The sequence below is a fragment of the Janthinobacterium sp. BJB304 genome (assembly GCF_002735765.1).
In the GTDB taxonomy this organism is placed as follows: domain Bacteria; phylum Pseudomonadota; class Gammaproteobacteria; order Burkholderiales; family Burkholderiaceae_D; genus Janthinobacterium.
Genome location: NZ_PDZN01000008.1, coordinates 42,983 through 55,903 on the forward strand (window position 1 = coordinate 42,983; position 12,921 = coordinate 55,903).

General features: G+C 65.6%; 12 protein-coding genes. 11 read left to right on the top strand and 1 reads right to left on the bottom strand.

What is annotated here, in order from left to right; genetic code table 11:
- The first annotated feature begins 24 nt into the window (after positions 1-24).
- Positions 25-864, top strand: coding sequence for a phytanoyl-CoA dioxygenase family protein (locus CSQ95_RS11265; RefSeq protein ID WP_099409584.1), 840 nt, complete (start codon positions 25-27; stop codon positions 862-864).
- A complete protein-coding gene (locus tag CSQ95_RS11270; RefSeq protein WP_099409585.1) occupies positions 864-1,685 on the top strand; it encodes a sugar phosphate isomerase/epimerase in 822 nt (273 codons plus the stop codon). Before CSQ95_RS11265 ends, CSQ95_RS11270 begins: the two co-directional genes overlap by 1 nt.
- Here CSQ95_RS11270 and CSQ95_RS11275 read toward each other — a convergent pair.
- Positions 1,670-2,608, bottom strand: coding sequence for a LysR family transcriptional regulator (locus CSQ95_RS11275; RefSeq protein ID WP_180279032.1), 939 nt, complete (start codon positions 2,606-2,608; stop codon positions 1,670-1,672). The genes CSQ95_RS11270 and CSQ95_RS11275 overlap by 16 nt on opposite strands.
- 130 nt (positions 2,609-2,738) lie before the next feature.
- On the opposite strand from CSQ95_RS11275, the gene CSQ95_RS11280 reads away from it, so the two are divergent.
- From CSQ95_RS11280 to CSQ95_RS11320, 9 genes are all read left to right on the top strand, one after another.
- Positions 2,739-3,614 carry an aldo/keto reductase family oxidoreductase gene (locus CSQ95_RS11280; RefSeq protein WP_099409587.1) on the top strand — a complete coding sequence of 292 codons (876 nt, stop codon included), beginning with the start codon at positions 2,739-2,741 and terminating at the stop codon, positions 3,612-3,614.
- 21 nt (positions 3,615-3,635) lie between these two features.
- A complete protein-coding gene (locus tag CSQ95_RS11285) occupies positions 3,636-4,097 on the top strand; it encodes a MarR family winged helix-turn-helix transcriptional regulator (RefSeq protein WP_099409588.1) in 462 nt (153 codons plus the stop codon).
- 342 nt (positions 4,098-4,439) lie between these two features.
- Positions 4,440-4,928 carry a DUF6702 family protein gene (locus CSQ95_RS11290; RefSeq protein ID WP_099409589.1) on the top strand — a complete coding sequence of 163 codons (489 nt, stop codon included), beginning with the start codon at positions 4,440-4,442 and terminating at the stop codon, positions 4,926-4,928.
- Positions 4,929-4,942: 14 nt separating this feature from the next.
- On the top strand, positions 4,943-6,979 hold the full coding sequence (locus tag CSQ95_RS11295; RefSeq protein ID WP_099409590.1) for a TonB-dependent receptor: 2,037 nt from the start codon (positions 4,943-4,945) through the stop codon (positions 6,977-6,979).
- Between the two features lie 103 nt (positions 6,980-7,082).
- Positions 7,083-7,817: a 2OG-Fe dioxygenase family protein gene (locus CSQ95_RS11300; RefSeq protein WP_099409591.1), complete on the top strand. Its 735-nt coding sequence runs from the start codon at positions 7,083-7,085 to the stop codon at positions 7,815-7,817.
- 142 nt (positions 7,818-7,959) lie between these two features.
- A complete protein-coding gene (locus tag CSQ95_RS11305; protein ID WP_099409592.1) occupies positions 7,960-9,321 on the top strand; it encodes a hybrid sensor histidine kinase/response regulator in 1,362 nt (453 codons plus the stop codon).
- Between the two features lie 261 nt (positions 9,322-9,582).
- On the top strand, positions 9,583-10,305 hold the full coding sequence (locus CSQ95_RS11310) for a CerR family C-terminal domain-containing protein (RefSeq protein WP_099409593.1): 723 nt from the start codon (positions 9,583-9,585) through the stop codon (positions 10,303-10,305).
- Entirely contained in the window at positions 10,302-11,717 is a 1,416-nt protein-coding gene (locus CSQ95_RS11315) for an efflux transporter outer membrane subunit (protein ID WP_257218024.1), read from the top strand. Before CSQ95_RS11310 ends, CSQ95_RS11315 begins: the two co-directional genes overlap by 4 nt.
- A gap of 13 nt (positions 11,718-11,730) precedes the next feature.
- Positions 11,731-12,915 (top strand): efflux RND transporter periplasmic adaptor subunit, encoded by a 1,185-nt coding sequence (locus CSQ95_RS11320; protein WP_070290506.1) that lies wholly within the window; start codon positions 11,731-11,733, stop codon positions 12,913-12,915.
- Positions 12,916-12,921: the final 6 nt, after the last annotated feature.

The following is a 12,921-nucleotide window of genomic DNA, read 5'->3' on the forward strand; positions in this document are numbered from 1 at the left end:
CTACCAATCTCCGGAGCCGCCGCCATGCTGACGATCGAACAACAGGAACAATACCAACGCGACGGCTACATCATCCTGCCCGATTTCAAGGGCGCGGACGAAATCGCCGCGCTGCGCGCGCGCGCCGAACAGATTGTCAACGAATTCGATCCCAGCGTCAGCCAGTCGATCTTCACCACGCGCGACCAGGCGAAGAACACCAACGATTATTTCCTCGCCTCCGACAACACCATCCGCTGCTTCTTCGAGGAAGAGGCGTTTGGCGCGGACGGCCAGCTGAAGCAGGCGAAATCGCTGTCGATCAACAAGATCGGCCACGCCATGCACGACCTGGACCCCGTCTTCCGCGCTTTTTCGGCCGACCCGAAACTGGCCGAAGTGGCGCGCGACCTGGGCCTGGCGGATGCACAGGTGTGGCAATCGATGTACATATTCAAACAGCCCGGCATCGGCGGCGAAGTACGCTGGCACCAGGACGCCACGTATTTCGAGACCACGCCGGTCAGCGTGACCACGTTCTGGTTCGCGCTGGAAGACGCGACCCTGGACAACGGCTGCCTGTGGGCCGAACCGGGCGGCCACCGCGGCCCCCTGCGCGAGCGCTTCATCCGCAACGGCGACCAGGTAAGAGTGGAAAAGCTCGATGCCATGCCGTGGCCCGACGACAGCACGGCCGTGCCGTTGGAAGTGAAGGCCGGCGCCCTCGTGTGCTTCCACGGCTTGCTGCCCCACTACAGCGCGCCGAACCGCTCGCCCGTCTCGCGCCACGCCTACACCTTGCACGCGACCGATGGCCAGACCGAGTACGCCGCGCACAACTGGATACAGCGCGACGCGGCGTTCCCCGTGCGGGGCTTCATCTGATGCGCATCGAGGTTTTCGCCGCCCACTGGGGCAATAACGACCTGCCGCCCGACGTCTTCATCGACAGGGTCGCGGCGGCCGGCTTCGACGGCATCGAGATGTCGCTGCCGCTGGACGCCGCCCTGCGCGAGGAATGGACGGGGCGCATCGCCGATGCGGGCCTGGACCTGATCGCCGCGCAGTGGGAAACCGTGTTCCACGTCGACTTCGCGCTGCACCGCGCCGCCCTGGCGGAACTGCTGGAAAACGCCTGCCTGGCGCGCCCCGTGCTGGTCAACACGCACACGGGCAAGGATTACTATACCCAGGCGCAGAACGCGGCATTGATCGACCTGGCCGCCGCCATCTCGGCAAAGCACGGCGTGCCCATCGTGCACGAGCTCCACCGCAGCCGCTTTTCCGGCCACCCGATGCTGCTGCTGCCGTATCTGCAGCAGTATCCCGAACTGCCCTTGACGGCCGACCTGTCGCACTGGTGCTGCGCCTGCGAATCGCTGCTGGAAGACCAGCCGCACACGCTGGCGCAAGTACTGCCGCTGGTGCGCCACGTGCATGCGCGCGTGGGCCATGCGCAGGGCCCGCAGGTGGCCGACTTCCGCGCGCCGGAAGCCAAGCCGGCGCTCGACGCCCACCTGGCCTGGTGGGATGCCATCGTCGCGCTGCGCCGCGCGGCCGGTGCCGAGCGCATGACGTTCACGCCGGAATTCGGCCCCGCGCCGTACACGCAAACGCTGCCCTGGACGCAGCAGCCCGTGAGCGACGCGTGGGAGCAGAACGTCGCCATGTTGCAGCTTTTACGCCAGCGCTATCCTGCGGATTGAGCAAGCGGCGGAAGCTGCGCAAAATTGGCCTGCACGAAATCGATGAAGGCGCGCAGCGGAGCCGGCAGGTGGCGCCGGCCCGCATAGTATAAAAACGGGCCGGGAAAGGGCATCGCCCAGTCTTTCAGCACGGGCCGCAGCTGGCCCGCATCGATATACGGCTGCAACCACTCTTCAAACAGATAGACCAGACCATGGCCGGCGATGGCCATGCTGACCGCGAAGTCGGCCGCCGTCGGCGTGACGATCACGGGGCCGTCCGGCTCCACGCTCACTTTTTGCCCATCGCGTTCGAACTCCCATGGGGGAATCGCGCCACTGAGGAATTTCCCAAGCAGGCAGGCGTGCTGCAGCAGCTCGCGCGGATGCACGGGCACGCCCCGCTGCGCCAGGTAGGACGGTGCGCCCGCCACCGCGAAGCGCTGCGTGCGCGGGCCGATCGGGATGGCGATCATGTCCTGCTCCAGCCGCTCGCCATAGCGGATGCCGGCGTCGCAGCCACTGGCGACTACATCGACAAAATTATTATCGACCACCAGCTCGACCCTGATCTGCGGATAGGCGCGCAGGAACTGGTCGACCATGGGCTGCAAAAAGAAGCGCGCCGCGTTGACCGGCACGTTCAGGCGCAAGGTGCCGCGCGGACTGTCGCGCAAGTCGTTCAGCACATCGAGCGCGCTGCTCACTTCCTCGAGCGCCGGACGCAAACGCGTCAGCAACAGCGCGCCGGCTGCCGTCGGCGTCACGCTGCGCGTGGTGCGTTCCAGCAGGCGGATGCCCAGTTGCTGCTCCAGCCGCCGCAGCGCCTCGCTCAGCGCCGACGCCGACTGCCCGCTGGCGCGCGCGGCCTGGCGAAAACCCCGGTGCTCGGCCACCAGGGCAAAGGCGGACAGGTCGGCCATGGAAGGGTTGTCTGCATGCATGAGGAGCGCTTTCACGGGGTAAGATTGTGCTTAAATAAGTACAGCCTGTGCAGGATTGACCCGATTATCATACAGCGCAATCGCCCTTACGATGGCTGCTCCCGTCCCTTACCACCACACAGGAGCTCCCATGCACACGTATGACCCCGCCAGCGACCGATTCACGCCCGCCCATTGCGACCTCGCATTCAACCGCCTCGGCTACGGCGCCATGCAACTGGCCGGCCCGCACGTCTGGGGCCCGCCGAAGGACCGCGCCGCCGCCGTTGCCGTGCTGCGCGAAGCCGTCGAACTGGGCATCAACCATATCGACACGTCGGACTTTTACGGCCCCCACGTGACCAACCAGATCATCCGCGAAGCGCTGCATCCATACCGCGACGGCTTGACCATCGTCACCAAAATCGGCTTCGTGCGCGGCGCCGACCAGTCCTGGCTGCCGGCCGCATCGCCACAGCAACTGCGCGACGCCGTGCACGACAACCTGCGCAACCTGGGCTTGGACGTGCTCGATGTGGTCAACCTGCGCGCGCCGGGCATGGCCGGCCCGGACGGCTCGTCGCTTGCCGAGCCGCTGGCCGCCTTGGTGCAGCTGCAGCGGGAAGGCCTGGTGCGCCATATCGGCCTGTCCAATGTCGATGCCGGCCAGGTGGCCGAGGCCCAGCGCATCAGCCCCATCGTCTGCGTGCAGAACCACTACAACCTGGCGCACCGCGCGGACGATGCGCTGATCGACACCCTGGCCGCGCAAGGCATCGCCTATGTGCCCTTCTTCCCCCTGGGCGGCTTTTCGCCGCTGCAGTCCGATACCTTGAACCAGGTGGCGGCCGCCCTGCAAGCCACGCCGATGCAGGTGGCGCTGGCCTGGCTGCTGCAGCGCGCGCCGAATATGCTGGTCATTCCCGGCACCTCGTCCATGGCGCATCTGCGCGAGAATGTCGCCGCCGGCGCGCTCAGGCTCGACGCGCAGGCTTTGGCGGCATTGGGGTCGCTTGCAACTAAGTAGCGCACTATATATACTGTGCCCATGGATACCACCACCGCCCCCAACCCCTTGCACCAGGTGCCGCGCCTGGACGGCCAGCTGTGCTTTGCGCTGTATTCGACCTCGCTTGCAATGAACAAGCTGTACCGCAAGCTCCTGCGCAAGCTCGGCCTGACCTATTCGCAGTACCTGGTGATGATGGTGTTGTGGGAGCGCGACGGCCTGACGGTGTCGGAAGTGGGCGAGCGCCTGTTCCTCGACTCGGCCACCCTGACGCCCTTGCTCAAGCGCATGGAGCAATCGGGCCTGCTGACGCGCACGCGCGCCGCCAGCGACGAGCGCCAGGTCATCATTTCCCTCACGCAGCAGGGCGACCAGCTGCGCCACGAAGCGGCCCTGCTGCCTGAAGCCATCCTGACGGCCAGCCACTGCAGCGTGGAACAGATTGTGGACATGAAACAACAACTGAACCAGTTGCGCGACAGCCTGATGAAAAGTGAGTAAAAGCGCTGCTTTCCCGAGCAAAATCAGATAAAGCATCCACCTGACGGCGCCCGGCAAAAGCCGGTCCATCATCCGCCTTTCTTTATTGCAAATCAAAACAAGGACGGCCCCACCCTGCGTATAGAATAGTTGCCACTATTTCCTTACAACAACGTCAGGGTGACCATGCGCATACCTTTCTGCTCCCCCCGAAGACCTACCGCACCGCCTCCGGCGCGCAAGGTCACGCCTTCGCGTGTGGAACTGTTCAGGAGCGAAAAAATCACCCAAGGAGAAGCTGATGCGCGACTTTCATCCGCCGTTGAAAGGCAAGAGCAATGGCTCGGCCAAGGGCGACGAGGCATGAAGCGCTGGCGTGTACTGACGGCCGTCACGCTGGCCTGCGCGAGCATGGCGGCAGGCGCCCATAACTTCCACATGGGCATCGCCGACATCAGCTATAACGCGGCCAGCGGCAGCACGGAAGTGGTCCACACCTACACGGGCCACGACGTCGAGGCGCTGCTGACGAATCTATACCAGCGCCGGTTCGACCTGAGCCAGGAAGACAGCGAAGCGGCGCTGCGCCGCTATGTCGAGAAACAGTTTTACCTCGTGGGGCCGGATGGCAGGCGATTGCGCCTGAACTGGGTCGGCATGAAGGTCAACGCCGACAACGTGGTGATCTTCCAGGAGATCGAACGCACGCGCCTGGCCCCCGCCACGCGCATTCATAACCAGTTGCTGACCGACTTCCTGCCCAGCCAGCGCAATACCCTCAACGTGCAGGACAGCGGCAGCATCCAGACGCTGATTTTCGACCGCAAGAACACGGAATGGCCGATCCGCTAATTCCCGGCATACCCATGACGCCACGCTCCCTTCCCCTCCTCCTCGCGGCCCTGTTTTCCGCCACCGCCGCCCACGCCGACGACCTCTTCCAGCGCGTGCTGGTCGACGGTTCGCGCCTGAACCAGCTGGGCGTGGCCGATTCGGCCAACGCGGGCAGCGTCACGCAACAGCAGCTCGATGCGCGCACCAGCTACCGGCCCGGCGAATTGCTCGAAGCCGTGCCGGGGCTGATCGTCAGCCAGCATAGCGGCGAGGGCAAGGCCAACCAGTTCTACCTGCGCGGCTTCAACCTCGATCACGGCACGGACTTGCGCACCACGGTCGACGAGATGCCCGTCAACCAGCGCAGCCATGGCCACGGACAAGGCTGGACGGACCTGAACTTTTTGATCCCCGAACTGGCCATGCGCCTCGATTACAAGAAGGGGCCGTATGCGGCGGCGCAAGGCGATTTTTCCTCGGCGGGCGCGGCGTCCGTCGTCTACGCGAACCGCCTGACGCAAGGCATCGCCAGCGCGGGCATCGGGCAAAACGGCTTTCGCCGCGCCCTGCTGGCCGACTCCATCGATGCGGGCGACGGCAGCCTGCTGTACGCGCTCGAAGCGCAGCACAACGATGGCCCGTTCACGCAGCCGGACCGCTACCGCAAGCGCAATGGCGTGCTGCGCTACAGCGAAGGCTATGCCAACAACGGCTTCAACGTCACGGCCATGGCGTATGACGCCAGCTGGAACGCCACCGACCAGATTCCGCTGCGCGCCGTGCAGGACGGCAGCTTGGGCCGCTTCGACGCCGTCGATGCCAGCGACGGCGGCAAGGCGCAGCGCTACAGCCTGTCGGGCGCCTGGCGCCAGACGACGGACGACGTGTCGTCCAGGGTCAGCGCGTACGTGATCGCCAACCGCCTGGCCCTGTTCTCGAATTTTACGTATGCGATGGACGACCCGCTCAACGGCGACCAGTTCGCCCAGCCCGACCACCGCGTGACGGCCGGCCTCGACGCCAGCCACACCTGGCACCGGCACACGGACAGGGGCAGCAGCGACACCACCATCGGCCTGCAACTGCAGAACGACAATATCCACAATGGCTTGTACAACACGCGCCAGCGCCAGGTCCTGTCGACCACGCGGCAAGACCATCTCGTCGAAACGAGCATCGGCGTGTATGCCGAAAACAGCACGCGCTGGTCGCGATCGCTGCGCACCGTGGCCGGCCTGCGTGCGGATGCTTACCGCTTCGACGTGCGCAGCGACCGCGCCGCCAATTCGGGCAAGGCCAGCGAGCATTTGTTCAGCCCCAGCTTGAGCGTGATCGCGGGACCGTGGCGCGAGACGGAAGCATATGTCAACATCGGCAACGGTTTTCACAGCAACGACGCGCGCGGCACGACCATCACGGTCGATCCGAAGACGGGCGAGGCGGCTGGCAAGGTCACGCCCCTGGTGCGCTCGCGCGGCCTGGAACTGGGCTTGCGCAGCGCCGCCATCGCCGGCCTGCAAACCTCGCTGTCGCTGTACCGCCTGGACTTCGATTCCGAGCTGCTGTTCATCGGCGACGCGGGCGCCACGCAGGCGGGCCGCCCCAGCCGCCGCTACGGCATCGAGTTTTCCAGCTACTACAAGGCGGCCGGCTGGCTGTCGCTGGACCTGGACCTCGCGTATGCGCGGGCGCGCTCGCGCGGCAGCGACCCGGCGGGCGACTTCATCCCCGGCGCCATCGAAGGCGTGGCCCAGCTGGCCATGACGGTGACGCCGCCGGGGCCGTGGTCGGGCTCCTTGCGCCTGCGCTACTTCGGCCCGCGCCCCCTGGTGGAAGACAACAGCGTACGCTCCGCCGCCAGCGTCGGCTTGAACGGGCGCATCGCCTACCAGGTCGACAAGACCCTGCGCATGGAACTGGAGGGCTACAACCTGGCCAACCGGCGCGACGCGGCCATCGATTACTACTATGCCTCGCGCCTGCCCGGCGAAGCGCAGCCCGCCGACGACATCCACTTCCATCCGGTGGAATCGCGCTCGCTGCGTCTGACCCTGGTAAAGAATTTTTAAGTAAACAAGAATAATTCCTGTCGCACTGCACAGGAAACGCCGCGAAGTCGTAGAATGCCAGGCTGGATAAACTGAGACAGGCCGCATTGCGGCCGGCACCGCCATGAGCACTTCCGCACCGATCTTTACCGACCCGTCCCACGTCAAGGAAGCCTTGCGCGATGACGGCTATGCCGTCCTGCGCCCGCAGGACGTGGCCGCGCTGGCCGGCTGCCCGCTGGACGCCCTGCGCGCGCTGGAACCAAGCTGGAATACCCTGGCGCTGGACAATTACCTGAAGGATGGCGGCCGCTATCGGCGCCGGCGCCATTCGTGCTTCGTGCAGGATGGCGAGCGCCTGACGCAGACGGCGCACCGTCCGCACTGGCAGCCGGTGGAATACAACGCCCTGCACGGCGGCATGCACCGCCTGTTCGAACCGGTCGACCCGGCCATCGTCGCGCAAGCGGCCTGGCAACAGCTGATTCGCGCACTGGGCGACGCCTGCTCGCAGGTCAAGGGCCGCCAGCCGTGGTTCATCGAGGCGCACCAGTTCCGCATCGATACGACCGATGGCATCGGCCGCCCCACGCCGGAAGGCGCGCACCGCGACGGCGTCGATTTCGTCGCCGTGCTGCTGATCGGGCGCGAACAGGTCAAGGGCGGCGAGACGCGCATCTTCGAAGCGGAGGGCCCCAACGGCAAGCGCTTTACCCTGACCGAGCCATGGTCGCTGCTGCTGCTCGACGACGCTGCCGTGATCCACGAATCGACGCCGATCCAGCCCATCGGCGAACACGGCCACCGCGACACCCTTGTACTGACCTATCGCGCCGGCCAGTTCCAGGGCGAAAACTGACAGGCGGCCACAGCATTCCCTGTGGGCAAAATAGTTACTTGGAAGTTACTTTTACAGACCTAAATCCGATATAGTCATACGATGTCGATATTGCGCGCTCACCGCGCCCAGCATCACCACACTGAAATCCTAGGAGAGGTCTGTGGACTCCAACAACCAAATCAAGCCTGACGAAATCGAGATCCTGATCGTCGAGGACAGCCCGACCCAGGCGGAGCGCTTGCGCCGCCTGATCCAGTCGCTGCACTATAACGCGCGCGTGGCGGCGAATGGCCAGCTGGCCCTGGCCGCCATCCGCGAGCGCAAGCCGCATCTGGTGCTGTCCGATATCGTCATGCCTGAAATGAATGGCTACGACCTGTGCCGCGCCATCAAGTCCGACCCGACCCTGCGCGACATTCCCGTGATCCTCGTCACCTCGCTCAACGACCCGAAGGACATCATCCGCGGCATCGAGTGCGGCGCCGACAATTTCATCCGCAAGCCTTACGCGGAAGACTACCTGCTCAACCGCATCAGCCACATGCTGATGAATCAGAAGCTGCGCAAGAACCAGAACGTGGAAATCGGCATCGCCCTGTACCTGGGCGACCAGAAGCACTTCATCAATGCGGAGCGCCAGCAAATCCTCGATTTGCTCATTTCCACATATGAACAGGCGGTGCAGGTCAACGGCGAACTGCAGGCGCGCGAACGCCAGGTGATCGAGCTGAACATGCGCCTGGCGCACCATGCGGCCGAACTGGAAACCATCAACCGCGAAATCGCCCTGAAAAACCTGGAACTGGCCGAGGCGAGCCGCATGAAGTCCGCCTTCATCGCCAACATGTCGCATGAACTGCGCACGCCGCTGAACGCCATCATTGGATTCACCGGCGCGCTGCTGATGAAACTGCCCGGCCCCCTGACGTCGGACCAGGACAAGCAGCTCAACACCATCCGCGCCAGCGCGCGCCACCTGCTTTCGCTGATCAACGACATCCTCGACGTGGCCAAGATCGAGGCGGGCAAACTGACCCTGTCGATCGAACCCGTGCACTGCCAGGACCTGATGGCCGAAGTGGCCGACACCCTGCGCCCGCTGGCCCAGCAAAAGGGCCTGGCGCTGGAAATGGCACTGGGCGAAGCGGGCCGGCCGCCCGCCATCATCGAGACGGACCGCCGCGCGCTGACGCAAATCCTCATCAACCTGCTCAACAACGCCATCAAGTTCACGGAACAGGGCACGGTGCGCATCAGCCTGGCCCAGCGCGAGGAAGACGGCGTGCAGGTGACGGAAATGAGCATCGCCGACAGCGGCGCCGGCATCAAGGAAGAAGACCAGGCCAAGCTGTTCCAGGCCTTCTCGCAACTCGATTCCACTTCCACGCGCCACGTGGAAGGCGCGGGACTGGGCCTGTACCTGTGCCAGAATCTGGCCAACGCCATCGGCGGCGCCCTGTTCTTCAACAGCGACTACGGTTCCGGCAGCACGTTTACCTTGGCCCTGCGCAGCAAACCCTGATCCCGGTGCACCGCAACATAAAATATGGTTTTTTTGCCATTTAAAACGGGCCTATACCGTAGTTCTACGGTATTGCACCGCACCATTTTCAGCGCTATTGTGGAACTGTCTCCTCCAATTCGTTCCCTGAACATTGGATTCAGCCCGCACCAGTTCGCGGGCTTTTTTTTGCCCGCGTTTTACCGCATCTTCATCTTTCCTTAACTAAATCAAGCGATTTAGTTATATCAATCGTTTGAGATATATGATTAAATCTCCGACATGATTGAAAAAAACATTTCCCCAACACCAAGCGCCGACGACGGGCGCAAGCCCCGCTCCGATGGCGAGCAGTCGCGCGAGCGCCTGCTGCATAGCGCCATCCGCCTGTTTGCCGGGCAGGGCTACGCCAAGACCTCCACGCGCGAACTGGCGCAGGCGGCCGGCACCAACGCGGCGGCCATCCGCTATTATTTTGGCGACAAGGCGGGCCTGTACCGCGCCGCCTTCTCCCATCAACTATCTAATCCACAAGACAATATCGCCCTGTACGAGCAACCGCATTTCACCCTGCGCCAAAGTCTGGAAGGCTTTTATGCGCAATTGCTCGCCCCCATGCAGCAGGGAGAAATCGCGCGCGATTGCATGCGCCTGTGGTGCCGCGAGATGCTCGAACCGACGGGCCTGTGGGCGCGCGAGGTCGACCAGAACATCCGTGCCGAACACGAGGCCCTCACGCGCGTGCTGGCGCGCCACTTGGGCGCGCCAGCCAACAGCGACGACATGCACCGGCTGGCGTTCTCCATCGCCTCGCTGGCCCTGCAGCACATGGTGGGCGCCGACGTGCTGCAAACGCTGCGCCCGCAACTGCTGGAATCGCCGCACGCGATCGACACCTGGCTAGCGCGCTTGACCGACTACGCGCTGGCCATGGCCGACGTGGAGCGCCGGCGCCTGGCCACTCCCCCCTCTACCACTCAACGACAAGCAGAAGGACCAGCATGACGATTATTCGATGCACCGTTCAACGCGCCCTGGCCGCCAGCATCGTGCTGGCGCTGGGCGGTTGCGCCCTGCAGGGGCCGCCCGCTGCGGTGGCCGCCAGCGCACCCGCGCAGTGGCAGGCGCCGCTGCCGCACAACGGCAAGCTGACGGACCTTGCCAGCTGGTGGCAGGGTCAGGGCGACAGCCTGCTGGTGGAATTGATCACCGACGCGCAGCAGGTCAGCCCCACCATCGCCGCCGCCGGCACGCGCATCGTGCAGGCGCGCGCGGACAGCATCGCCAGCGGCGCCGCGCTGGCGCCCAAGCTCGACGCGACAGGCAGCGTGGTGCGCACCAGCCAGCAATCGGCGCAGCCCAGCGGCACCACCTCGCAGGCGGCCTTGCAGGCGTCGTGGGAAATCGACGTGTTTGGGGCCAACCGCGCCACGCGCGACGCGGCGCAGGAGCGCTACGGCAGCGCCCGCGCGCTCTGGCATGAAGCCCGCGTCTCGGTGGCCGCCGAAGTGGCGAACCAGTACTACGCCTTGCGCACCTGTCAGCAATTGCAGGCCGTGTCCGAACAGGATGCGGCCTCGCGCCGCGACTCGGCACGCCTGACGGAGCTGAGCGCCGGCGCCGGTTTCCAGCCGCCCGCCAACGCCGCCCTGGCCCGCGCCAGCGCCGCCGAAGGCGCCAGCCGCGCCATCGAACAGCGCGCCGCCTGCGACGTGAATGTCAAGGCGCTGGTGGCCCTGTCGGCCATGCCGGAAGCGTCGCTGCGCCAGAAGCTGGCGGCCAGCCCTGCCATCCTGCCCTCGCCCGTGGCGATTGCGGAACTGCCGGCGCAAACCCTGGGCCAGCGTCCCGACATCTACAGCGCCGAACGCGAAGTGGCGGCCGCCAGCTTCGAAGTACGCGGCGCGCAGGCGCAGCGCTATCCCCGCCTGAGCCTGGCAGGCTCCATCGGCAAGGGCAATATCCGCGCCGGCGGCACCAGCATCACGGCCAGCACCTGGAGCATCGGCCCGCTGGCCGTCAGCCTGCCCATCTTCGACGGCGGCACCCGCCGCGCCCAGGTCGACGCGGCCACGGCGCGCTACGACGAAGCCGTGGTGAAATACCGCGCCGGCGTGCGCCAGGCCGTGCGCGAAGTGGAAGAGGCGCTGGTCAACCTGGCCAGCACGGACGCGCGCAGCGAGCATGCCAAAACCGCGCTGGAAGGCTACCGCGTGTCGTTCGTCGCCACCGAAGACCGCTACAGGAACGGCCTGGCCAGCCTGATCGAACTGGAAGACGCCCGCCGCACGCGCCTGGCCGCCGAAAACACGGTGGTCAACCTCGAGCGCGAACGCAGCGCCGCCTGGGTGGCGCTGTACCGCGCCGCCGGCGGCGGCTGGAACGGCAGCAGCGCCATCGCCAACAACGCACCTTGACGGATACGACAACATGAAAAAACTGATTTTGACACCCACGGCATTCGCCCTGGCCGCCCTTTGCGTAATGCTGGGCGCGGGCGTGGCCCTGTACCCATCGGCTTCCACGGCAGCCGACGAGGCAAAGGACAAGAAGGCGGCGCAAAAACCCGCGCTGACCGTCACCACGGCCAAGCCGCAGACGGCCAGCCTGCCCATCAAGTTAAGCGCCAACGGCAACGTCGCCGCCTGGCAGGAAGCCGTCATCGGCAGCGAGTCGAACGGCTTGCGCCTCACCGACGTGCGCGTGAATGTCGGCGACGTCGTGCGCGCCGGCCAGGTGCTGGCCGTGTTCTCGAACGACACGGTGAACGCCGACGTGGCGCAGGCCAGGGCCGCCGTGCTGGAAGCGGAAGCGAATGCGGCCGAGGCGGCAGCCAACGCGCAGCGCGCCCGCTCGCTGCAAAGCACGGGCGCCATCAGCGCGCAGCAGATCAGCCAGTACCTGACGGCAGAACAGACGGCCAACGCGCGCATCGCGTCCGCCAAGGCGCAGCTGGCGTCGCAGCAGCTGCGCCTGAAATACACGCAGGTGGTGGCGCCCGACAGCGGCATCATTTCCTCGCGCTCGGCCACCGTGGGCTCGGTGGTGGGCGCCGGCACGGAATTGTTCCGCATGATCCGCCAGGGCCGCCTCGAATGGCGCGCCGAAGTGACGGCCACCGAGCTGCTCAATTTGAAACCAGGGACGCTGGCGCAAGTGAAGGCGGCCAATGGCAGCGTGTTGACGGGCAAGGTGCGCATGATCGCCCCCACGGTCGACCCGCAGACGCGTTCCGCCCTCGTGTACGTGGACCTGCCGGCCAGCACGGGCAACAATGCGCCGTTCAAGGCAGGCATGTACGCCAGCGGCGAATTTGAACTGGGCACCTCGGGCGCGCTGACGGTGCCGCAGCAGGCGATTGCCGTGCGCGACGGCTTCAGCTATGTCTTCCGCCTCAATCCCGACCAGCGGGTCAGCCAGATCAAGGTGCAGGCCGGACGGCGCCTGAGCGACCGCATCGAGATTTTAGGCGGCATCACGGCCGACACGACCATCGTCGTCAGCGGCGCCGGCTTCCTCAATGACGGCGACCTGGTACGCAATGTCGCCACCCCGGTAGCGGCACCGGCGGCAGCCAAGCCTGCTGCGCCGGCCGCCGTGGCAGCGAAAAAGTAAGGCAAG

Excerpts from the sequence above, each read along its gene's own strand:
- CSQ95_RS11265 (WP_099409584.1), top strand. The coding sequence starts at position 25 with ATGCTGACGATCGAACAACAGGAACAATACCAACGCGACGGCTACATC.
- CSQ95_RS11270 (WP_099409585.1), top strand. The coding sequence starts at position 864 with ATGCGCATCGAGGTTTTCGCCGCCCACTGGGGCAATAACGACCTGCCG.
- CSQ95_RS11275 (WP_180279032.1), bottom strand. The coding sequence starts at position 2,608 with ATGCATGCAGACAACCCTTCCATGGCCGACCTGTCCGCCTTTGCCCTG.
- CSQ95_RS11280 (WP_099409587.1), top strand. The coding sequence starts at position 2,739 with ATGCACACGTATGACCCCGCCAGCGACCGATTCACGCCCGCCCATTGC.
- CSQ95_RS11285 (WP_099409588.1), top strand. The coding sequence starts at position 3,636 with ATGGATACCACCACCGCCCCCAACCCCTTGCACCAGGTGCCGCGCCTG.
- CSQ95_RS11290 (WP_099409589.1), top strand. The coding sequence starts at position 4,440 with ATGAAGCGCTGGCGTGTACTGACGGCCGTCACGCTGGCCTGCGCGAGC.
- CSQ95_RS11295 (WP_099409590.1), top strand. The coding sequence starts at position 4,943 with ATGACGCCACGCTCCCTTCCCCTCCTCCTCGCGGCCCTGTTTTCCGCC.
- CSQ95_RS11300 (WP_099409591.1), top strand. The coding sequence starts at position 7,083 with ATGAGCACTTCCGCACCGATCTTTACCGACCCGTCCCACGTCAAGGAA.
- CSQ95_RS11310 (WP_099409593.1), top strand. The coding sequence starts at position 9,583 with ATGATTGAAAAAAACATTTCCCCAACACCAAGCGCCGACGACGGGCGC.
- CSQ95_RS11315 (WP_257218024.1), top strand. The coding sequence starts at position 10,302 with ATGACGATTATTCGATGCACCGTTCAACGCGCCCTGGCCGCCAGCATC.
- CSQ95_RS11320 (WP_070290506.1), top strand. The coding sequence starts at position 11,731 with ATGAAAAAACTGATTTTGACACCCACGGCATTCGCCCTGGCCGCCCTT.